Origin of the sequence: Ideonella flava (assembly GCF_051857595.1) — a bacterium.
Classification (GTDB): Bacteria; Pseudomonadota; Gammaproteobacteria; order Burkholderiales; family Burkholderiaceae_C; genus Ideonella.
This window is the reverse complement of record NZ_JBPZHD010000010.1, coordinates 125,106-145,037: the sequence shown is the minus strand read 5'-3', so window position 1 is coordinate 145,037 and position 19,932 is coordinate 125,106. Positions and strand designations below refer to the sequence as shown.

The window sequence follows — 19,932 nt, the reverse complement described above, 5'->3', positions numbered from 1 at the left end:
GAGGTGGACGGGCAGAGGCAGGGGCGGCCGGATTCATCGCGCGGTCAGAAGGCGACACCCACGCTCAGGTGCACCCGCCACTGCGCGAGTTCCTGGCCGTAGGCGAGATCGAGCTTGAGCGGGCCCACCGGGCTGCGCCACCGTACGCCGACGCCATAGCCGACGGCCGGCTCGCGCAGGCCGGGCAGGGTGCGCTTCCCATCCGGGTCGCTGGGGTCCGAGGTGCGGCCCATGCTGTCGGCGGCACGGCCGGCGTCGACGAAGGCGGCCCACCAGATGCTGGGCAGGTTGCGCGAGATCGGGTGCGCGACCTCCACGCTGGTGGTGAACAGCAGCTTGCCGCCGGTCAGGCCGCCTTCGGGCGTCGTGGGGGCCAGGGTGCGGTAGTCGTAGCCGCGGACCGAGTCGTCGCCGCCGGCGCGAAAGCGCTGCGAGTCCGGCACGATGACGTCGTTCTTGGACAGCACCCCGCCGAGCTCCACGCGCGCCTCGCCGTAGAAGCCGCGCGGCAGCGGCCAATAGCCCGTGAGCCGGCCGTACAGCCGCGCGTACGGGCCGGGGGCGGGCTGCTCGCTCGCCACGCGCTGCGGTGCCTCGCCGGTGGCCCAGCCGGTGCCCATCTGCAGGTTCAGCGAATAGCCGCGGGTGGGCAGCAGTTCGTTGTCGAGGCGGCGCCAGGTGTTGTGCAGGTTGGCCGACACGGCCTTGAGCGTCAGCGGGTCGGTGCAGGTGCTGTCGACGTAGGTGCACTCGTTGCTGCGCTCCACCTGCACGAAGGCCAGGCGCTCCAGCCGGGGAAGGTCCTCGGAGCGGCCCAGGCGCACGCGTTGCGAGATGGTGCGGTCCTCGTCCGTCTTGAGCAGCTCGTAGGTGCCGCCGAGGAGGTAGCGCTGCATCTTCTCGTTGGGGTGCAGCGAGATCTCGCCGTCCCAGGCCTGCTTGTCGCGGCCGTACTCGATCTTGTTGCGGGCGGTGGCCGCGAAGCCGAACACGCGCCGGTGGATGTGCTCGGCGCTGACGCGCGGGCCCGTGTCGGTGCCGTAGCCCACGCCCAGCGTCGCGTTCTGCAGCGGCGCCTCCTTCAGCTGCACCAGCACGCGCGATTGCCCGACGGCGGCGGCGTCGGTGTCCAGGGTCACGACGGCCTGGTCGAACAGGCCGGTGCGCAGCAGCCGCTCCTGGTAGTCGAGCAGGCGCAACTCGGTCAGCGGAGCGCCTTCGCCGAAGCCCGCCAGTGCGCGGACCCGCTCGGCGTCGTGCACGGCCAGGCCCTGGACCACGATCGTCTCCGGCCCGCCGGCCAGGAAGAGCGGCCCCGAGTCGGCCACGGCGAAGATGTGCACCTGGGGCACCTGCGACCCTTCGCCCGGCGAGACCACCTCGGCGCTGGTGCCGCTCCAGGTGGCCGCGGCATAGCCCTCGGCGTGCAGGCGGGCGATCACCGCGTTCTTGGCGCTGGCCCAGTCGGCCTGGCGGAAAGCTGCCCCGACCGGCAGGCCCCAGTCCTGCAGCAGGCTGTTGTGCAGTTCGCGCGCGCCGCGGTCGCGGCGCTCCAGTGCGTCGCCGAGCTCGCCCTGGATGTCGATGACGAGCTTGTCGACCCGGGCCACCGGCCCCGGCTCCAGCGTCAGCACGACTCGCCGGCCCTGGCGCTCGACCTGGGCCTGCGCCGCGAAATAGCCCTCGGTCTGGACCAGCTGGCGCGCCTGCCCCGGCGCGGCGGCGATCAGGCGCGACCATTCGGCCTCGTTGATCTCGATGGCCGAGTCCGGCGCACTGGCGGCGGACGCGGCCGGGGCAGCGGCTGCGGGGCGGCTGGCTTGCTGGGTGGCGAGCTGGTCGGCGATGGCGCGGGCCAGGTCCAGGTGCCGCTCGAGCAGCTTGCGCAGGTCCCCGGGCGCGACGACCTCGAGCTGAGGCACCGGGCCGGTGGTAGTTGCGGGCGTGGCGACAGGCTGCGGGGCTTCTTCTTGCGCCCAGGCTGGCGCGGCCATGCCCAGGCAAACGCCCAGCACGAGGAATGGCAGCAAGCGTGCCCGCTTCATTTGCTCAGCAGGCGCATCGCTCCTTCGAGCCCGGCGAGGGTGAGCGGGAACATGCGCTGGTGCATCAGCTGCTGCATGATCGCGATGCTCTGCCGGTACTGCCAGACGCCTTGCGGCTCGGGGTTGATCCAGGCGTACTTGGGGAATGCATGCGTGAGCCGCTGCAGCCATTCGGCGCCAGGCTCCTCGTTGTTGTATTCGACGCTGCCGCCGGGCTGCAGGATCTCGTAGGGGCTCATCGTCGCGTCGCCGACGAGGATCAGCCGCCAGTCCTTGTTGTACTTGCGGATGATGTCCCAGGTGGGCGTCTTCTCGCTGAAGCGCCGGCGGTTGTTCTTCCACATGAAGTCGTAGACGCAGTTGTGGAAGTAGAAGAACTCCAGGTGCTTGAACTCGCTCTTGGCGGCCGAGAACATCTCCTCCACTCGGTGGATGTGCTCGTCCATGGTGCCGCCCACGTCCATCAGCAGCAGCACCTTGACCTTGTTGTGCCGCTCGGGCACGAGCTTGATGTCCAGCAGGCCTGCATTGGCGGCAGTGGCGTGGATGGTGTCGTCCAGGTCCAGCTCGAGCTCGGAGCCCTCGCGCGCGAAGCGGCGCAGCCGGCGCAGCGCGACCTTGATGTTGCGGGTGCCCAGCTCGCGTGAATCGTCGTAATCGGCGTAGGCGCGCTGGTCCCAGACCTTGACTGCGCTGCGGTTGCGCCCCGGGCCGCCTATGCGCACGCCCTGCGGGTTGTAGCCGCCGTGGCCGAAGGGGCTGGTGCCGCCGGTGCCTATCCACTTGCTGCCGCCCTCGTGGCGCTCCTTCTGCTCTTCGAGGCGCTTCTTCAGCGTGTCCATCAGCTCTTCCCAGCCCATCTTCTCGATGGCCGCCTTCTCCTCGGGGCTGAGCTCCTTCTCGAGGATCTTCTGCAGCCATTCGAGCGGGATTTCCTTGCCGAAGTCGGTCAGCATCTCCACGCCCTTGAAGTAGGCCGAGAAGGCGCGGTCGAACTTGTCGAACAGGGCCTCGTCCTTGACGAGCGTGGTGCGGGCGAGGAAGTAGAAGTCGTCGATGGACGGGCCGATGACGCCTTCCTTCAGCGCCTCGAGCAGGGTCAGGTACTCCTTGACGGAGACCGGCAGTTTGGCGGCGCGAAGGGTGAAGAAGAAGTCGGTGAGCATGGCGCGGGAGGGTCCGGGCGATGGTGCCACAGTCACGGCTGTTCAGCCTTTGGCCGAGGGCTTGCGCGGCCCGGGGTCATGCGCGGCCAGCCAGCCGAAGAACTCCTCGTGCCAGAGCTTCGAATTGCGCGGCTTGAGGATCCAGTGGTTCTCGTCGGGGAACCACAGCAGCCGCGCCTCGACGCCTCGGGCCTTGAGCGTGTTGTAGTACGCCAGGCCCTGCTGGTCGGGCACGCGGTAGTCGAGGGCGCCGTGGATGACGAGCGTCGGCGTCTTCATGGCGCCGGCGAAGGCGTGCGGGCTCTGGGCGTTCACCCGGGCCAGGTCGTCCCAGTACCAGGCGCCGAGTTCCTTGGCATGCCAGGCGTAGGCGTCGTCGGCGAACATGGCTGTCCAGTCGAAGCAGCCGGCGTGGCAGATGTAGGCGGCGTAGCGGCCGGGCTTCAGGTGGCCGTTCATCCACGCCACCATGAAGCCGCCGTAGCTGCCGCCGGTGGCGAACACGCGCCGGCGGTCGGCCCAGGGCTGCTTGAGCACCCAGTCGGTGGCGGCCTCGATGTCCTGCAGCTCCAGCTCGCCCCAGCGGTGGGTGATGGAGTCGAGGAAGACGTGGCCGAAGCCGGACGAGCCGTGGTAGTTCACGTTCACCACCACGTAGCCCTGCGCGGCGAAGAGCTTGTAGTTCCAGCGGTAGTGCCAGTGGTCGCCCGGGCCGGTGTGCGGGCCGCCGTGGAGCGTGTGCATCACCGGGTACTTCTTCTTCGGGTCGAAGCCCGGCGGGTAGAAGACCCACATCTGCACCTTGTCGCCCTGGGCGCCGGTGATCCAGCGCTCTTCGTGCGGGCCGAGCGAGTAGCCGGCGAGCAGGGCGTCGTTGAAGGTCTCGATGCGGCGCGGCTGCTCGCCCGGCAGATGGGCGGTCAGGCGCGCCGGATGGTCGGCGGTATCGGCCAAGGTCACCAGCGTGCCGGCGGCCTTGTCGAAGCCGCCGAGGGTGCCGCCCTCGACGACGATCTCCGCGCGGCGGTCGGCCAGGTCGAAGCGCCAGAGGTGGGTGCGGCCGCGTTGCTCGGCGAGGAAGAGCACGGCCAGGCCGTCCTCCTCCCAGCGCAGGGGCGGGTTGAGCTCGTGGTCCCACTCGGCGCTGACGACCTCCCAGCGGCGCTGCCAGCGCCCGCCTTCGCGCTCGATCAGCGCCAGCTGGCGCGGCATGGTGTGCTTGCGGCCCTGGTTGGCCGCCAGGAAGGCGAGGCGCTCGCCGTCGGGGCTGTAATGCGGGGCGGTGAGGTCCCAGGCCGGGTCGCGCGCCAACTCGGTGACACGGCGGCTGCGGACCTCCATTTCGGCGATCGCGTGGCAGGCATCCACCGGGTGCAGCGGCGAGAGGTCGTGCGAGAAGACGATGCGCCGGCCGTCGAACGAGATGTCGAAGGACTCGGCATCGGGCTCGGTGCGGCTGAGCTCGAGGCTGGTGCCCTCGAACAGGTCGACGACCTTGCCGCTCTCGACCTCGATCACGAGCAGGTGCGGCACCCGCCCCATGGGGATGAAGTGGTCCCAGTGGCGGTAGGTGGCCTCGCTGGTGGCGTAGCCGGTTTCCTTGCGGTCCTTCCAGGCCTTGTAGGCCTTGGCCTGGGCGGCGGCGCCGCGCAGCTCGGGCCAGACGTAGGAGACGAAGGCGATGCGCTTGCCGTCGGGGAACCACTTGAAGGCCTCGACTCCGGTCGGCACGCTGCCCACGCGGCGGGCCTCGCCGCCATCCGGGGGAATGACGTAGAGCTGGGGCTCGTCGTCCTTGTGGCCCTCCTGCTCGCGCCGGGCGACAAAGGCGATCAGGTCGCCTCGGGGCGAGAAGCGCGGGTGGCCATCCTTGTCGCCGGCGTGGGTCAGCCGGCGCGGCCGGCCGCCGAGGGTGGACAGCAGCCACAGCGAGGCGTGGGCCTTGTTCTCCCCCATGTCGTGCCGGGTGACCGACACAGCGGCCTGGGCGCCGTCGGGGCCGAGGCTGGGTGATCCCAGCCGTTCGACTTTCCACAATGCATCGACATCGAACTTCTTCTTGGCCATCGTGGATTTCGTTGAGGTCGGCCCCGGCATCGGGTGAGCCCGACAGTATGCCGCTCGGCGACAATGGCGGACCCGCTGGTCAGGTGGGTCTTCCCAGGTGAGCCGATGTCTTCTTACGCTTCTTTACCTGCTTCGCCGTCCCGCCGCCGCCTGCTGGGCGGGGCAGCCGCCGCATCGCTGCTGCCGACCTGGCCCGCTTGGGCCGCGCCCTCGCCGCTGCTGGTCGGCGGCCTGCCCGTCACCTGCAACCTGACCCTGCCCGTGGCCTGCACCGCGCGGGCCGCTGCCAACGCCAAGGGCGCCGCCCCGGCCTTCGCCTTCGAGTACAGCAAGTACAACGGCTGGCCGGAGGTGAAGGAGTCGCTGATGACCGGCAGCATCCAGGCGGCCTACATGCTGGCGCCGCTGGTGATGGACCTGGCCGACAAGAAGATCCCGGTCAAGATCGTCTCGCTGGGCCACCGCTCCGGCGCGGTGATCATGGTGCGCACCGATTCGCCTTACAAGAAGTTCAAGGATCTCACCGGCAAGCGCATCGCCATCCCGAGCCGCTTCGCCGTCGACTTCCTCTTCCTGCGCAAGATGCTGGCGCGCGAGGGCATGACGCCCAAGGACATCCAGATCGTCGAGATGCCGCCGCCAGACATGCCGGCGGCGCTCTACGCCAAGGCGGTGGATGCGTACTGCACCGGCGAGCCCTTCGGCGCTGCCGCGCAGCGGGCCGGCTACGCCACGCCGCTGCGCATGACGCGCGACGAGTGGCGCAACTACATCTGCTGCGTGCTGACGGTGCGCGAAGAGCTGATCCAGGAGAACCGCCCGCTGGTCCAGAACCTGGTCGACCACGTGCTCGGCGCCGGGCAGTGGCTGGACCAGCAACAGGCCAACCGCGACAAGGCGGTGGCCATCGCCGCCGGCCGCAAGTTCTTCAACCAGGATCCGAACATCCTGAAGTTCGTGATGGAGAACCCGACCGATCGCGTGACCTACGGCGACCTGCGGATGATCCGCGCCGAGTTCGACGAGCTGATGCAGCTGTCGATGGAGGCCGGCACGCTGAAGGCGCCCGTGCCCTACGAGAAGTACGTGGACGAGAGCTTTGCCAAGGCCGCCAAGGCGGCCCCGATCGCGCTGTGAAGGCTCGTGCTGCCCTGGGGGCGGTGGCGGTGTGCGCCGCCCTCGCCGTGCAGGCCGCCGGGGCGCCCGAGCTGAAGGCAGGGGTCTTCGATCCGCCGCAGCAGGCGCCCGAGCTGGCCGCGCTGAAGGCCACCGATGGAGGGGCCCTGGCCTTGTCTCGCTACCGCGGCAAGGTGGTCGCGCTGGTCTTCGGATTCACCCATTGCCCGGCGGTGTGCCCCACGACCCTGGCCACGCTGGCCGAAGCGCGCAAGGGCCTGGGCGCCGAAGCGAAAGGCGTGCAGGTCGTCTACGTGACGGTCGACCCCGAGCGGGACGAGCTCGCGGCCATGAACGCCTACCTGAGCGCCTTCGACAAGACCTTCGTCGGCGGCACCGGCACGCCGGCGGCCCTGGCCGAGGTCTTCAAGCGCTATGGCGTCACGGCGGTGAAGGTGCCCATGGCCGGCGGCGGCTACGCGATGAACCACTCCAGCTCGGTCTACCTGATCGACCGCGAGGGGCGGTTGCGCGCCCTGATGCCCTACGGGCACGAAGCCAAGGATTTCGTGCACGACTTCCAGCGGCTGCTGGCGGCGCGGTGAGCGCTCGGCGAATCGCCTGGTGGGCCGTCGGCCTGCTCGTGACGGTGCTGCTGGGCGGCCTGGCTTGGGCCGCCCTCGCGCCCGTCCGCGCGGATACGCGTGATGCCTTGTTCGTCATCCCCAAGGGCACCTGGGCGCGGCGCATGGCGGGCAACAAGGTCGAGATCCTGCCCGACCGCATCGACCTGACGCTGGGCCTGGACGACATCCTGCTGCTGCGCAACGACGACGAGGTCCCGCAGCAGTTCGGGCCGGTGGTCATCATGCCGGGGCAAAGTTTTCGCCTGCCATTCGAAGTGGCTTCGACCTACAGCTTCGCCTGCAGCGCGCATGCGAGCGGGCAGATGACCGTGGTGGTGGCCCCCACGCCGCCGCCCGGCTGGCCGCGGCTGCAATGGCGCTGGCGGCATTGGAGGGCGAGGGAATGAACCGTGGATCACGAAGGAGGGCGCGTTGAGCGCGAATGCAAGGACTGTCCACCCGCTGGGCGAGCGACTGGGCAAGGTGCTGCCGCCACTGATGGTGCTGGGCGTGGTCGTCGCCGTCTGGTGGGCCGTGGTGGTGAAGACCGAGAGCGCCATCTTCCCGACCCCGTGGCAGGTGGTGACGGGCGCGATGGAGCTGGTCGAGGACGGCACGCTGTGGGAGCACATCCGCGCATCGCTTTTCCGCGTCGGCGCGGGCTTCGGCCTGGCGGTGCTGGTGGGTATCCCCCTCGGTCTGTGGATGGGCTGGGTCGGCGCTGCCTATCGCACCTTCAACCCGATCTTCCAGATGCTGCGGCCGATCTCGCCCATCGCCTGGATCCCGGTGGCGATCCTCTGGTTCGGGGTGGGCGAGGTCTCGCCCATCTTCCTCATCTTCATCTCTTCGGTGTTCCCGCTGATCGTGCAGACGACCTCGGGCGTGCACACCATCGACCGGCGCTACCTGCGTGCCGCTGCCAACTTCGGCGTGCCGCGCTCGGTGCTGTTCCGACAGGTGGTGATTCCGGCCGTGCTGCCGGAGATCATCGTCGGCATGCGCATCGGCATAGGCGTGGCCTGGCTGGTGGTGGTCGCGGCCGAGATGATCGCCCTGCGCTCAGGCCTGGGCTACCTCATCATGGATTCGCGCAATGCCGGCAACCGCTACGACCTGGTGATCGCCGCGATGATCATCATCGGCACGATTGGCCTGATGCTGGACGGCATCACGCGGCTGCTCGAGAAGCTCAAGACGGTGCGGTGGCGCTATGTCCGGTGATATGAAACCCCCACGCCCCCCTGCCAGGGGGCTGCCCCCCGAGGGGGGAATGGAGCCCCCACGCCCCCCTGCCAGGGGGCTGCCCCCCGAGGGGGCTTTGGCAGCGGACTGGCAGAGCCAGATCCGCGCCAATCCCTTGGCTCCAAAGATCCAGGTCGATGCACTGCACAAGGGCTTCGGCGCCTTGCCCGTCATTGGGGGCGTGAGCTTTGCCATCGGGGACGGCGAGTTCGTTGCGATCGTCGGGCCCTCGGGCTGCGGCAAGTCGACGTTGATGAACACCATCGCCGGCTTCGAGAAGCCCGACAGCGGCGAGGTGAGGATCGACGGCGCACCGATGGCCGGCCCGAGCCCGCGCGGCATCGTGATCTCGCAGCACGGCTCGGTCTTCCCCTGGCTGACCGTGCAGCAGAACCTGATGTTCGGGCTGAACGGGGCACGGCACGAGACTGATCCGTCCGAGAGAGCCGCGCTGGCCGACCACTACGCTGCGATGGTCGGCCTGAAGGGCTTCGAGGCGCACTACCCGCACGAGTTGTCGGGCGGCATGCTCAAGCGCGTGGAGCTGGCGCGTGCCTTCATCGTCAAGCCTGAGATCCTCTACCTGGACGAGCCCTTCTCCGCGCTGGATGCGCTGATGAACCTGCGCATGCGCAACGAGCTGATGCGCATCCTGGAAGAAGAGCGCCACACCGTCCTGCTCATCACGCACGACGTGGACGAGGCCATCTACATGGCCGACCGGATCCTCGTGCTCTCGCCTCGGCCGACGACCATCCAGGCGAGCTTCGAGGTGAACCTGCCGCATCCGCGCCGGCTGGCCAGCCCCGAGGCGCAGGACTTGAGGGATGCCTTGCTGAAGGAGCTCGGCTTGTGACGCAGCTCCCGGTGCCGAGCTAAGGCGGAGCGCCCGCCTCAGCGCGGCCGGGCGAGCTGCCACTCGAGATGCGCGCGCACTTCGGGCCATTCACCGGCGGTAAGGCTGTACATCACCGTGTCTCGTACCGTGCCATCGCGCCGCAGCGCGTGGTGGCGCAGCACACCGTCCTTCTTCGCGCCCAGGCGCTCGATGGCGCGCTGCGAGGCGAAGTTGTAGTTGTCGGTTCGCCAGCCCACGAGCTTCGCGCCGAGGGTGTCGAAGGCATGGGTGAGCAGCAGCAACTTGGCAGTCGTGTTGACGGCCGTGCGCTGCGCCCGCCGGGCGTACCAGGTCCAGCCGATCTCGAGCCGGTCGACCGCCGGCACGATGTCGTGGTAGCTGGTGCTGCCCAGCACCTCGCCCGTGGCCGATTCGATCACCACGAACGGGAAGCGGTGGCCCGCCTCACGGTGCGACAGCGCCGCTTCGATGTAGGCCCGCGTGTTCGCCGGCTCAGGCACCGAGGTGAAGCGCAGGTTCCACAGCTCGCCATCAGCCGCTGCGCGCTTCAAGCCTTCTTCATGCTCCAGCCCCAGCGGCTCCAGCCGCACAGGTGCCCTCTCCAAAGTGACTGCTTGAACGTTGATCATCGGGCTGGTCCGGCTCGGGGCGCGCGCAGCGTCGCCCACTCCAAGGGCGTGCGCGGATCCGGCTTTGCCGGTCCGCTGCGCGAGCCCCCATGGGGGGCAGCCCCCGGGAGGGGGCGTGGGGGTCAACGGTTGTGCTTCTGCATGAAGACGAGCTTCTCGAACAGGGTCACGTCCTGCTCGTTCTTCAGCAGCGCACCCACCAGCGGCGGCAGCGCCACCTTGTCGTCCTGGCTGCGCAGGGCCTCGACCGGGATGTCCTCGGCCACGAGGAGCTTGAGCCAGTCCAGCAGTTCGGAGGTCGACGGCTTCTTCTTCAGGCCGGGCAATCCCCGCACGTCGTAGAAGCTCTTGAGGGCCGAGGCCAGCAGATCCTTCTTCAGGTTCGGGAAGTGCACGTCGACGATCCGGCCCATCGTCTCGGCATCCGGGAACTTGATGTAGTGGAAGAAGCAGCGGCGCAGGAAGGCGTCGGGCAGCTCCTTCTCGTTGTTGGAGGTGATGAAGACCAGCTGACGGTGCTTCGCGCGGATGGTCTGCCGCGTCTCGTAGACGTGGAACTCCATGCGGTCGAGCTCGCGCAGAAGGTCGTTGGGGAATTCGATGTCGGCCTTGTCGATCTCGTCGATCAGCAGCGCCACCGGCTCATCGGATTCGAAGGCCTGCCACAGCACGCCCTTGACGATGTAGTTCCGGATGTCCTTGACGCGCTCCGAATTCTCGACGTCAGCGAGCTGGCTGTCGCGCAGGCGACTCACCGCGTCGTATTCGTACAGGCCCTGGTGGGCCTTGGTGGTGCTCTTGATGTGCCACTCGAGCAGCCGCAGGCCCAGCGCCGAGGCGGCTTCTTCGGCCAGCATCGTCTTGCCGGTGCCCGGCTCGCCCTTGACCAGCAGCGGGCGCTTCAGGGTCATCGCGGCGTTGACCGCGAGCATCAGGTCAGGGGTGGCGACGTACTTGTCGGTGCCTTCGAATTTCATCGGGGCAGTATAGGGCGCCCCCTATAATCTTTGATCGACCGCAAAGGCGGGCCCCCTTTGTCAACACCGCTCGAACGAGAGCTCGAGAACGACCCGGCGATGAAGAACATGAAGGCAACTACCCTCTGGCTGGCCGTCGCGACCCTGGTGGGTGCAGCTTCCCTGGCCCACGCGCAGGAGATCAAGGGCGACGCGAAGGCGGGCGAAAAGAAGAACGCCATGTGCATCGGGTGCCACAACATCGTGGGTTACCAGGCGAGCTTCCCGGTCATCTACAAGGTCCCCAAGATCTCTGGCCAGAACGGCAAGTACATCGCCGCCGCGCTGGAGGCCTACCGCAAGGGCGACCGCAAGCACCCGTCCATGCGCGGCGTGGCCGGCTCGCTGACCGACCAGGACATCGCCGACCTCGCCGCCTTCTACGAGGCCAACGGCAAGGAAGCCAGCGCGGCCGCGGTGCCGGCCGCGGCGCCTGAAGCGCCGGCGGCGGTCAAGGACAAGCTGGCGGCCTGCGTGGCCTGCCACGGTGCCAACTTCAACAACACGACCGATCCGGCCAACCCGCGGCTGGCCGGCCAGTACGCCGACTACATCCAGGTGGCCCTGCGCTCCTACCAGACCGAAGGCAACCATATCTTCGGCCGCGCCAACGCGACCATGGGCGCCATGGCCAAGCCCCTGAAGGAAGACGAGATCAAGCAGATCGCCAGCTACATCGCCGATCTGCCCGGCGAGCTGAAGACGGTGCCGCACGGCAAGTTCCGCTGAGCCTTCAGGCGAACGCCTCCTGACAAGCCGCTGCCCATGCAGCGGCTTTCGTTTTTCTGACGCGGTGTTGTCCGCAGGCTTGCGCGGCGGGTCCTCTCCCGCCGTGCCGGCCGAAGCGCGGGAAACCCCGCGCCGCGTCCTGGCCCGGGCCTTGCCTACACTCGCCATCGCTTGCCCCATGAACGGGGCGTCGAGGAGAGCCGATGCATCGCCAATTCACCGCCGCGCTGATTGCGCTGGCCCTGGCCTCGGGTGCCGCCCAGGCGCAGACCTTCCGCTGGTCCGGCCAGGGCGATCCGCAGACGCTGGACCCGGTGTCGCAGAACGAATCCTTCACCAATGCCATGAACGGCCAGGTCTACGAATTCCTGGTGGCGCGCGACAAGCAGCTCGGCCTGGTGCCGGCACTGGCCACCGAATGGAAGCAGGACGGGCCCTTGAAGTGGACCTTCAAGCTGCGCCGGGGCGTCAAGTTCCACGAGGGCCAGCCCTTCACCGCCGACGACGTCGTGTTCTCGGTGAATCGGTCGAAGGAGAAGACCTCGCAGATCGCCCCGTACGCCGCCGCCCTGGGCGAGCCGAAGAAGATCGACGACTACACGGTCGAGTTCAATCTCAAGCAGTTCGATCCGATCTTCCTGGAGCACCTGAACACGGTCTACATCATGAGCAAGGCCTGGTGCGAGGAGCACAAGGTCACCAAGCCGCAGGACTTCACCAACAAGGAAGAGACCTACGCTGCGCTGCACGCCAACGGCACCGGCCCGTGGATCCTCGTCTCCCGTGCACCCGACATCAAGACGGTCTACAAGCGCAACCCGAACTGGTGGGGCAAGATCGAAGGCAACGTGCAGGAGGTGGTCTACACGCCGATCAAGAGCGACGCCACGCGCGTGGCGGCGCTGATGTCAGGCGAGGTCGATTTCATCCTCGACCCGCCGCCGCGCGACCTGGAGCGCCTGCGCAACACCGACGGCGTGAAGGTCATCGACGGGCCCGAGAACCGGGTCATCTTCATCGGCCTGGACCAGGCGCGCGACGAGCTGCTCTACAGCAGCGTGAAGGGCAAGAACCCGTTCAAGGACGTGCGCGTGCGCCGGGCGCTCTACCAGGCCATCGACATCGAGGCCATCCGCACCAAACTGATGAACGGCCAGGCCACGCCCACCGGTGCCGTGATGCCTTCTCCGCTGGGCGACTTCAATGATCCGGAGATCGAGAAGCGCCTGCCCTATGACCTGAACGCCGCCCGTGCGTTGCTCACCGAGGCAGGCTACCCGGATGGCTTCGAGGTCACGCTGGACTGCCCCAACAACCGCTACATCAACGACGAGCGCATCTGCGTCGCCCTGGCCGGCATGTGGGAGAAGATCAAGGTCAAGGTTCGCGTCAACGCCATGCCCAAGGCGACCTACTTCCCCAAGCAGGAGAAGCTGGACGTCTCGATGTACATGCTGGGCTGGGGCGGCTCCATCACCGATGCGGAGACCACCTTCACCCAGATCTACCGCAACCGCGGCACCGGCGGCATCGGTGACTACAACCGCGGCAACTTCAAGGACGACGAGCTCGACGCTCTGGTGGCGGCTTCCAGCAAGGAGGTCGACCCCGAGAAGCGCAAGGCCCTCATCAAGAAAGCCATGCTGCGCCACAACGAACAGGTGCACCACATTCCGCTGCACCGCCAGTTCATCCCCTGGGCGGCGCGCAAGAACGTCACCGTGGTGCACCGGCCGGACAACTGGCTCGAGTGGCAGTGGATCAAGATGTAGGGCCCCCACGCCCCCTTCCGGGGGCTGCCCCCCAGGGGGCGCTTGCAGCGGACCGGCAGAGCCGGAGCCGCGCAAGAAGCTTGGCTAATCCCGGGTCGCGCGTTGGCGAACCCTGTCGAGGTAGGCGATGCCGTCGGGCGGCAGGCCGCTGCGCTGGGACTCCCAGAGCATCTCGCCCAGGCACTCCATCACCTCGTGCTGGGCCTCGTGAAGCGAGCCGCGCCGGGCGGCCAGCAGTTCCACGGCCTGGCGGATGCCGCGGGGCTGGTCGATCGAGACCTGCTCGCTGATCGTCAGGTGCATCGCCAGGTGCAGGAAGGGGTTGGTGCGGCCCGCCTCCACGCTGTACTCGGCGGCCAGTGCGGCCTCCACGTCGGCCAGATCGGCGGCGTATTCGGGGTGCTCGTCGACCCAGCCGCCGGCCAGCGTCTCTATCGGTGACAGCGGCGTGCGCTGCTTCTGCTTCGCGGCCACTTCGCAGAAGAAGCGCCGCACGTCATGCTGGGAGGGCTGGAACATTCGACAATTGTCGCCTTTCGTGTCTTACCACCTCCCCATGCAGGTCACCACCGAACAACTCTTCACCGAAGCCCGCACCGCGCGAGCCTATCTAACCGGCGAGGTGCCCGACACCACGCTGCGCGCGCTTTACGACCACGTGAAGTTCGGTCCGACCTCCGGCAACTGCACACCGCTGCGCATCGTCTTCGTTCGCACGCCCGAGGCGCGCGAGCGTCTGGCGGTGTGCATGAACCCGGGCGGCAACCAGGCCAAGGTGCGCGAGGCGCCGGTCAGCGCCATCCTCGGCATGGACCTGGATTTCGTGGCGCAGTTGCCGAAGCTGTTCCCCCACACCGATTCACGCGCCTGGTACGCCGGCAATCCGGCCAAGGTGACCGACGCGGCCTTGCGCAACTCGCACATCCAGGTTGGCTACTTCATCATCGCGGCGCGTGCGCTGGGGCTGGATGCCGGTCCCATGGGAGGCTTCGATGCCGGTGCCGTGGATGCGGCCTTCTGGCCCGCCACGCCACGGCGCAGCATCGTCGTCTGCACGCTCGGTCATGCCGATGCGAGCCGGCAACGCCCTCGCGACCCGCGGCTGAGCTTCGAAGAGGCCTGCATCCTGGCCTGACAACAGGGCAGCGGAGGGGAGCGGATCGTGGGTCGAACGCATCCGCTCACCGCGCTCACGACTGGTCACGTTAGCTGTAGGAGCCTGCCGACAGCAGCTCGTGGCCTCGTCTCATGGCAGGCCTTCGGTCAACCCTTCAAGCTGAGGGCCATGGACAAACCGACCTACCCCCAAGCGAACTTTTCCGCCCTGGACGACGAGCGCGACACGGCTGCCCGGAGTTCCATGGATCTGCCACTCGATCGCGCCACGGCCCGGTGGGAGAGCCCCGGCAAGCGCAAGTTCATTCCCGCCGTCGTGATCGGTGTCGCCGTGGTGGGACTGGCCGTGGGCATGGACTACAAGTTCAGCCACAAGTCCGAGCAACCCACGACGACCTTGGCCCAGGGCCCGGCCGTCGAGTCGATGATCAACCAGGCCCCGCCGTCGGCGGGCTCGACCAGCAGCGAAACGACCACTTCGCAGCCGGCCGAACAGTCCGCCGCTGTACCGCCCCCGGACACCACGCCGGCCGCCGCGCCGCCGCCGCCGCCCACCCCGGCGCCGCGCGCCGAACGTGCCGAGCGTGCGGCTCCTCGCGCCGTGACTCCGGCCCCGCGCCCTGCGGTGCCGGATCCGGAACCGATGGCCGCGCCGCGCAGCATGCCCGCCGAAATGCCTGCGACGCCAGCGCCACCGGTGGTGACGCCCACTCCGGCTCCCGAGATGCCCGCGCCCGCGCAACAGGCGATCCAGCCGCCATCGCCGATGCCTGTCCCGCAACCGACGCCCGAGGCGCCGAGCAGCGACAAGCCCAGCGGCAACTGACCCCTGAGCTCGTGATCTGACCAAGAAGGCGGCCCCGTGCCGCCTTTTCTTCTATGGGCCCGGGCGAGCTCACGCACCTTGGGCGCTTGCCGTTCAGGCTCCCCCGGGCCCCCCGTCGTCCGCCGCATGCCAGCCGGTGCCTCCCGGTCGCTCGGCCTGGCGCGCGCGCTCCTGGGCAAACAATTCCTCCAGCTGCTGCCGGCCCAGCTTGGCCAGGGCGATGAGGTTGGCCTGGTCACCGCCGTAGTGCGGGGCCATGCGGTGCAACTGCCCGATGCTGTGACGGCGGAACTTCATGGCCAGCGTGCGAGCCTGGTGCGGCTCGAAGCCGACGGTCTCGAGCACCGTTCGCCCGGACATCAAGGCGGCATCGAAGGTCTCGCGTTCGACGTGCTCCACCCCCCGCCGGTGCAGTTCATACCAATGCTGCGCGTTGCGGGCCCGCACGACCAGCTTCAGCTCGGGGAAGTGCTGGCGCGCCACGTCCACCACCTTCAGGCTCTGCTCCATGTCGTCTATCGCCACCACCAGCACCCTGGCGGTCGCAGCGCCGGCGACGCGCAGCAAGTCGAGCCTCGTCGCATCGCCGTAGAAGACGCGCCAGCCGAACTTGCGCAGGCTCTCGACCTGCTCGGCGTCGTGCTCGAGCACCGTGGCCCGCAGGCCGTTGGCAAAGAGCAGGCGGCCGACGATCTGCCCGTAGCGTCCGAAGCCCGCGATGATGATGGGCGCGTCCTGCGCTTCCGAGATCGGCTTGGGCCCTTCGCCACCACGCCGGTCACCGAGGTGGCTGGCCCACCAGCGGTCTGCGGCGACCAGCAGCAAGGGCGTCAGCAGCATGGACAGCGCCACCGCTGCGACCAGCAATGACGAGGTCTGCGCCTCGATCACCCCCGCCTGGGCCGCGGCCTGGAAGACGACGAAGCCGAATTCGCCCCCTTGCGCGAGCAGGATCACGAACACCGCCCGCTCGGCCGGGGGAATGGGCATCAGGCGTCCCATGGCCCAGAGCACGACCGTCTTGAGCAGGAGGAAGCCTGCGACGATGCCCGCCACCCACCAGGGATGGGCCCACACCGCACCGAAGTCGATGCTCATGCCGACCGCGATGAAGAACAGGCCCAGCAGCAGGCCCTTGAAGGGCTCCAGGTCGGTCTCCAGCTCGCGCCGGTATTCGCTCTCGGCCAGCAGCACGCCAGCGAGGAAAGCCCCCAGCGCCATCGACAGCCCGACCGCCTGCATCAGCGACGCCGTGGCCACCACCAGCAGCAGCGAGGCGGCGGTGAAGATCTCGGGGGTCTTGCTGCCCGCGATCCAGCGCAGGGCCGGGCGCAGCAGCAGCCGCCCGCCGAGCACGATGAGCGCGATCACCGCCACGGCCTTCAGCGCCCCCAGCCAGCCGCCGCCCTGGGCGTGCTCGCCGGCGAGCATAGGCACCAGCGCGAGGATGGGGATGGCCGCCACATCCTGGAACAGCGCGACGCTGAGCACGCTTTGGCCCGAGGTGGTCGCCATCAGGTTGCGTTCGGCCAGCACGCCCAGGCCGATGGCCGTGGACGACAGCGCCAGCCCGAGCGCAGCCACCAGCGCCAGCCGCCATTCCGCACCCAGGGCCACGGCGGCGCCCCACATGAGCGCTGCCGAGCCCAGCGTCTGCACGGCACCCCAGCCGAAGATGGGCCGGCGCAGGGCCCACAGTCGCTGCGGCTCCAGCTCCAGCCCGACCAGGAACAGCATCAGCACCACGCCGAATTCCGCGAAGTGCAGCATCGTCTGCGGATCGGTCACCAGGTGCAGGCCCCAGGGGCCGATGACGATGCCGGCGGCCAGGTAGCCGATGATCGAGCCGAGCCCGGCCAGGCGCGCCAGCGGCACGGCCAGCACGGCGGCGCCGAGGTAGACCAGGCTGGTCAGCAGCCAGCTGGTGGAGGAGGCGTGCGAAGCGGCTTCCATCAGTCCTCCGGCCGGTCCCCGGCGGGGACGATGCAGCTGGTGTCGGCTTCGAGCTCGGCGAGCTCGGGCCAGTCCGGGTAACGGGCAAGACGATCGGCGTACAGCCCCGCGTGGGCGACCAGGTCCGACTGAGGCACCCGGTGCGCGCCGTGCATCACCATCGGCGGCAGGAAGCGCATGCCGGCCAGCGCGGCGGTCTGCTCGGCCGGTGGCCAGAAGGCATCGATGAAGTGCCGGTTGTGCCCGCTGGGGTGGTAGGCGGATTCGCCGCCGCCGGTGCTCACGACCAGCCACAGGTCCTTGCCTCGCAGGGCCGTGCCGCCCGGGCCGTAGGCCCAGCCCCAGCCGAAGACCTCGTCCAGCCACAGCTTGAGCAGCGGCGGCATGCCGTACCAGTAGAACGGGTACTGCCAGACCACCAGCCGCGCCGCGGCCAGCGCGGCACGCTCGGCCTCCACGTCGATCAGGTAGTCGGGGTAGAGGCGGTACAGGTCCCGCACGTCGGCCCGACCGGGCGGCAGGGCGCGCGCCGCCTGCAGCAGGGCACTGTTGACGCGGGAATGCTCGAGGCGCGGATGAGCCGCGAGCACGACGATCTCCGGCGGAGTCGGGGCGGGTGGAGGCATGGGTTGATCCGGGTCGGTCCGGGCGGGACCGGCCGTTACCATACCCGCGAAACCGATGGCAGCAGGAGGATCGAGCGCATGCCGGTGATCGCGATCGCGAATCCCAAGGGGGGCGTGGGCAAGAGCACGCTGGCCACCAACCTGGCCGGCGCCTTTGCGCGCCAGGGCCATGCGGTGATGCTGGGCGACCTGGATCGCCAGCAGTCGGCCCGCCAATGGCTGAAGCTTCGGCCCGATGCCGCGCCACGCATCACCCACTGGGAAATTCGCGAGGACACAGGCCAGGTGCGCCCGCCGAAGGGCACGACCCACGTGGTGATAGACGCCCCGGCGGCGTTGCACGGCAAGAAGCTCAGTGCGCTGCTGAACGTCACCGACATCATGCTGGTGCCCCTGCAGCCCAGCTTGTTCGACATCCAGGCCACGCATGCCTTCCTGTCGGAGCTGCGCGAGTTCCCGAAGAGCGCGCGCATCCGCCTCGGGCTGGTCGGCATGAGGGTGAAGGACCACACCATCTCGCAGGAGCGGTTGCAGGAGTACGCCGCGACGCTGAACGCGCCCATGGTGGCCACGCTGCGCGACACGCAGAACTACGTCCACGTGGCCGCGCACGGGCTGACCGTGTGGGACATAGCGCCCAGCCGTGTCGAGCGCGACCTCGCGCAGTGGGAGCCGCTGCTGGAATGGGTGGCCCGCGCATGACGGCGCGCATCCCGCGCCTGGCCGATCTCGCCGGCCTCGTCGGCGAGGAACTCGGGGTGAGCGACTGGATCACCATCGACCAGGCCCGCATCGACGCCTTCGCTGAAGCGACCGGCGACCACCAGTGGATCCACGTCGACGCCGAGCGCGCGGCCGCCGGCCCCTTCGGCCGCACCGTGGCCCACGGCCTGCTCACCCTTTCGCTGCTGCCCTGGTTCTACGCCAGCGCCTACGGCATAGACGACGTTCGCATGGGACTGAACTACGGCTTCGACAAGGTGCGCTTTCCGGCACCCGTCCCGGTGGGCAGCCGGCTGCGTGCGCGATTTCGCCTGCTCGCGTTCGAACCGCTTGCCGGAGGCGGTGCGCAGATGAAGGTCGAGGTGAAGGTGGAGCGGGAAGGCGGCGACAAGCCGGTGTGCGTGGCGGAGTCGATCTCGCGTTGCTTTGCCTGACCGCGCTACGATCGCCGCAGGGCAAAACAACAAAGGCGCCATGAAAGTCCTGCTGGTCGACGACCACCCCCTGATCCTGTCCGCCCTGAAGGCGATGATCGAGAACCTCGTGCCGGGGGTGGTGGTCAACGCCGTGTCCAGCGCCAAGGAGGCGCGCTTCACGCTGAAGGTGCAGCGTGACCACGACCTGATGCTGCTCGACCTGCAGCTCGGCGACGCCAACGGCTTCGACCTCCTGACCGAAGTCCGCAAGACCGACCCCGAGCTGTCGGTCGTCGTGCTGAGTTCGTCGGACCGTGCCAGCGACGTCATCCAGGCGATCGACCTGGGGGCCATGGGCTTCCTGCCCAAGCGCATGACCACTGAGGACCTGGCCGATGCCATCCGGCTGGTGATGGCCGGCGGCATCTTCGTGCCCACGATGAGCGTCAACCCCGTGCGCGACGCCGACGAGCCGGCGCCGGCCGCGGCGGCCGCACCCGCCGGCGGCGGCGATAGCCTGCCGTCCTTCGAGGAACTCGGCATCACCCCGCGGCAGGCCGACGTGCTGACCCTGCTGCTGCAGGGCAAGTCCAACAAGGACATCGCCCGCCGCCTCGGCTTGTCCGTCGAGACCATCAAAGACCACGTGCAGGCGGTGCTGCGCGCACTGGGCGTCAGCTCACGCACGCAGGCCGTGCTGGCGGTCGGCCAGATGACCCAGAGGCGACGGAATAAATAGGGCCCCCACGCCCCGTCCCGGGGCTGCCCCCCGAGGGGAAGCTCGCGCAGCGGAAGGAACGTTGGCCCCCACGCCCCCTCCGGGGGCTGCCCCCCAGGGGGGCTCGCGCTGCGGACCGGCAGAGCCGGATCCGCGCACGCCCTGGGTTGGGGAGGTCGGGCCAGGGGGCGGGCGACGACTGAGGGGTCGTGGCTTGCGCCAGATCAAACGCGGCGGCGGCAGCCCGCCTTGACGGAAGGCATCTCCGCCGAAAATAGGTGCAT

The 19,932-nt window shown here is 68.8% G+C and carries 20 protein-coding genes; 12 read left to right on the top strand and 8 right to left on the bottom strand.

The features are described from left to right. Positions 1-44: 44 nt before the first annotated feature. From ACS5PM_RS22120 to ACS5PM_RS22110, 3 genes are read right to left on the bottom strand one after another with little or no spacing between them, the layout of a single operon-like run. On the bottom strand, positions 45-2,030 hold the full coding sequence (locus ACS5PM_RS22120; RefSeq protein WP_439389866.1) for an autotransporter assembly complex protein TamA: 1,986 nt from the start codon (positions 2,028-2,030) through the stop codon (positions 45-47). An 11-nt stretch (positions 2,031-2,041) separates the two neighbouring features. Next, positions 2,042-3,211, bottom strand: a complete 1,170-nt coding sequence (locus ACS5PM_RS22115; protein ID WP_439389865.1) for a vWA domain-containing protein — start codon at positions 3,209-3,211, stop codon at positions 2,042-2,044. Positions 3,212-3,253: 42 nt separating this feature from the next. Next, positions 3,254-5,278 (bottom strand): S9 family peptidase, encoded by a 2,025-nt coding sequence (locus ACS5PM_RS22110; protein ID WP_439389864.1) that lies wholly within the window; start codon positions 5,276-5,278, stop codon positions 3,254-3,256. A gap of 105 nt (positions 5,279-5,383) precedes the next feature. Between ACS5PM_RS22110 and ACS5PM_RS22105 the strand changes: the two genes are divergently transcribed. The 5 genes from ACS5PM_RS22105 (at position 5,384) to ACS5PM_RS22085 (ending at position 9,121) form a co-directional block, all read left to right on the top strand. After that, on the top strand, positions 5,384-6,415 hold the full coding sequence (locus tag ACS5PM_RS22105) for an ABC transporter substrate-binding protein (protein ID WP_439389863.1): 1,032 nt from the start codon (positions 5,384-5,386) through the stop codon (positions 6,413-6,415). Continuing rightward, positions 6,412-6,999 (top strand): SCO family protein, encoded by a 588-nt coding sequence (locus ACS5PM_RS22100; RefSeq protein ID WP_439389862.1) that lies wholly within the window; start codon positions 6,412-6,414, stop codon positions 6,997-6,999. Before ACS5PM_RS22105 ends, ACS5PM_RS22100 begins: the two co-directional genes overlap by 4 nt. Continuing rightward, positions 6,996-7,427: a cupredoxin domain-containing protein gene (locus ACS5PM_RS22095; protein WP_439389861.1), complete on the top strand. Its 432-nt coding sequence runs from the start codon at positions 6,996-6,998 to the stop codon at positions 7,425-7,427. Before ACS5PM_RS22100 ends, ACS5PM_RS22095 begins: the two co-directional genes overlap by 4 nt. A 25-nt stretch (positions 7,428-7,452) precedes the next feature. Then, positions 7,453-8,244, top strand: coding sequence for an ABC transporter permease (locus ACS5PM_RS22090; protein ID WP_439389860.1), 792 nt, complete (start codon positions 7,453-7,455; stop codon positions 8,242-8,244). Between the two features lie 97 nt (positions 8,245-8,341). After that, positions 8,342-9,121 carry an ABC transporter ATP-binding protein gene (locus tag ACS5PM_RS22085; protein ID WP_439389859.1) on the top strand — a complete coding sequence of 260 codons (780 nt, stop codon included), beginning with the start codon at positions 8,342-8,344 and terminating at the stop codon, positions 9,119-9,121. A 38-nt stretch (positions 9,122-9,159) separates the two neighbouring features. Here ACS5PM_RS22085 and ACS5PM_RS22080 read toward each other — a convergent pair whose 3' ends face one another. Further along, positions 9,160-9,753 (bottom strand): GNAT family N-acetyltransferase, encoded by a 594-nt coding sequence (locus tag ACS5PM_RS22080; protein ID WP_439389858.1) that lies wholly within the window; start codon positions 9,751-9,753, stop codon positions 9,160-9,162. Positions 9,754-9,875: 122 nt separating this feature from the next. Continuing rightward, positions 9,876-10,730 (bottom strand): AAA family ATPase, encoded by an 855-nt coding sequence (locus ACS5PM_RS22075; RefSeq protein WP_439389857.1) that lies wholly within the window; start codon positions 10,728-10,730, stop codon positions 9,876-9,878. A gap of 99 nt (positions 10,731-10,829) precedes the next feature. Between ACS5PM_RS22075 and ACS5PM_RS22070 the strand changes: the two genes are divergently transcribed. Further along, a complete protein-coding gene (locus ACS5PM_RS22070) occupies positions 10,830-11,498 on the top strand; it encodes a c-type cytochrome (RefSeq protein ID WP_439389856.1) in 669 nt (222 codons plus the stop codon). A gap of 203 nt (positions 11,499-11,701) precedes the next feature. Then, a complete protein-coding gene (locus tag ACS5PM_RS22065; protein ID WP_439389855.1) occupies positions 11,702-13,270 on the top strand; it encodes an ABC transporter substrate-binding protein in 1,569 nt (522 codons plus the stop codon). A gap of 84 nt (positions 13,271-13,354) precedes the next feature. Here the strand turns inward: ACS5PM_RS22065 and ACS5PM_RS22060 are convergent, their stop codons facing one another. Continuing rightward, the gene (locus tag ACS5PM_RS22060; protein ID WP_439389854.1) at positions 13,355-13,789 is read right to left on the bottom strand and encodes a DUF1841 family protein; all 435 of its coding nucleotides are present in this window, start codon (positions 13,787-13,789) and stop codon (positions 13,355-13,357) included. A gap of 37 nt (positions 13,790-13,826) precedes the next feature. Between ACS5PM_RS22060 and ACS5PM_RS22055 the strand changes: the two genes are divergently transcribed. Further along, the gene (locus ACS5PM_RS22055; protein WP_439390061.1) at positions 13,827-14,405 is read left to right on the top strand and encodes a malonic semialdehyde reductase; all 579 of its coding nucleotides are present in this window, start codon (positions 13,827-13,829) and stop codon (positions 14,403-14,405) included. Positions 14,406-14,555: 150 nt separating this feature from the next. Further along, entirely contained in the window at positions 14,556-15,212 is a 657-nt protein-coding gene (locus ACS5PM_RS22050; protein ID WP_439389853.1) for a hypothetical protein, read from the top strand. Positions 15,213-15,305: 93 nt separating this feature from the next. On the opposite strand, the gene kefC is transcribed toward ACS5PM_RS22050, so the two are convergent. Beyond that, positions 15,306-17,165: a glutathione-regulated potassium-efflux system protein KefC gene (kefC, locus tag ACS5PM_RS22045; RefSeq protein ID WP_439389852.1), complete on the bottom strand. Its 1,860-nt coding sequence runs from the start codon at positions 17,163-17,165 to the stop codon at positions 15,306-15,308. Next, entirely contained in the window at positions 17,165-17,791 is a 627-nt protein-coding gene (gene kefF, locus ACS5PM_RS22040; RefSeq protein WP_439389851.1) for a glutathione-regulated potassium-efflux system oxidoreductase KefF, read from the bottom strand. Before kefF ends, kefC begins: the two co-directional genes overlap by 1 nt. A gap of 78 nt (positions 17,792-17,869) precedes the next feature. Here kefF and ACS5PM_RS22035 point away from each other — a divergent pair, with 78 nt between their 5' ends. The 3 genes from ACS5PM_RS22035 to ACS5PM_RS22025 are packed head-to-tail and all read left to right on the top strand — an operon-like array spanning position 17,870 to position 19,669. Then, positions 17,870-18,493 (top strand): nucleotide-binding protein, encoded by a 624-nt coding sequence (locus ACS5PM_RS22035; RefSeq protein ID WP_439389850.1) that lies wholly within the window; start codon positions 17,870-17,872, stop codon positions 18,491-18,493. Then, complete coding sequence (locus ACS5PM_RS22030; protein ID WP_439389849.1) at positions 18,490-18,948, top strand: MaoC family dehydratase; 459 nt, start codon at positions 18,490-18,492, stop codon at positions 18,946-18,948. Before ACS5PM_RS22035 ends, ACS5PM_RS22030 begins: the two co-directional genes overlap by 4 nt. A 40-nt stretch (positions 18,949-18,988) precedes the next feature. Then, positions 18,989-19,669 carry a response regulator gene (locus ACS5PM_RS22025; protein ID WP_439389848.1) on the top strand — a complete coding sequence of 227 codons (681 nt, stop codon included), beginning with the start codon at positions 18,989-18,991 and terminating at the stop codon, positions 19,667-19,669. Positions 19,670-19,932: the final 263 nt, after the last annotated feature.

What these genes read in the sequence shown, in the direction of transcription:
- ACS5PM_RS22115 (WP_439389865.1), bottom strand. Translation starts at nt 3,211, where the DNA reads ATGCTCACCGACTTCTTCTTCACCCTTCGCGCCGCCAAACTGCCGGTC.
- ACS5PM_RS22110 (WP_439389864.1), bottom strand. Translation starts at nt 5,278, where the DNA reads ATGGCCAAGAAGAAGTTCGATGTCGATGCATTGTGGAAAGTCGAACGG.
- ACS5PM_RS22105 (WP_439389863.1), top strand. Translation starts at nt 5,384, where the DNA reads ATGTCTTCTTACGCTTCTTTACCTGCTTCGCCGTCCCGCCGCCGCCTG.
- ACS5PM_RS22080 (WP_439389858.1), bottom strand. Translation starts at nt 9,753, where the DNA reads ATGATCAACGTTCAAGCAGTCACTTTGGAGAGGGCACCTGTGCGGCTG.
- ACS5PM_RS22075 (WP_439389857.1), bottom strand. Translation starts at nt 10,730, where the DNA reads ATGAAATTCGAAGGCACCGACAAGTACGTCGCCACCCCTGACCTGATG.
- ACS5PM_RS22070 (WP_439389856.1), top strand. Translation starts at nt 10,830, where the DNA reads ATGAAGAACATGAAGGCAACTACCCTCTGGCTGGCCGTCGCGACCCTG.
- ACS5PM_RS22065 (WP_439389855.1), top strand. Translation starts at nt 11,702, where the DNA reads ATGCATCGCCAATTCACCGCCGCGCTGATTGCGCTGGCCCTGGCCTCG.
- ACS5PM_RS22060 (WP_439389854.1), bottom strand. Translation starts at nt 13,789, where the DNA reads ATGTTCCAGCCCTCCCAGCATGACGTGCGGCGCTTCTTCTGCGAAGTG.
- ACS5PM_RS22055 (WP_439390061.1), top strand. Translation starts at nt 13,827, where the DNA reads ATGCAGGTCACCACCGAACAACTCTTCACCGAAGCCCGCACCGCGCGA.
- ACS5PM_RS22050 (WP_439389853.1), top strand. Translation starts at nt 14,556, where the DNA reads ATGGACAAACCGACCTACCCCCAAGCGAACTTTTCCGCCCTGGACGAC.
- kefC (WP_439389852.1), bottom strand. Translation starts at nt 17,165, where the DNA reads ATGGAAGCCGCTTCGCACGCCTCCTCCACCAGCTGGCTGCTGACCAGC.
- kefF (WP_439389851.1), bottom strand. Translation starts at nt 17,791, where the DNA reads ATGCCTCCACCCGCCCCGACTCCGCCGGAGATCGTCGTGCTCGCGGCT.
- ACS5PM_RS22035 (WP_439389850.1), top strand. Translation starts at nt 17,870, where the DNA reads ATGCCGGTGATCGCGATCGCGAATCCCAAGGGGGGCGTGGGCAAGAGC.
- ACS5PM_RS22030 (WP_439389849.1), top strand. Translation starts at nt 18,490, where the DNA reads ATGACGGCGCGCATCCCGCGCCTGGCCGATCTCGCCGGCCTCGTCGGC.
- ACS5PM_RS22025 (WP_439389848.1), top strand. Translation starts at nt 18,989, where the DNA reads ATGAAAGTCCTGCTGGTCGACGACCACCCCCTGATCCTGTCCGCCCTG.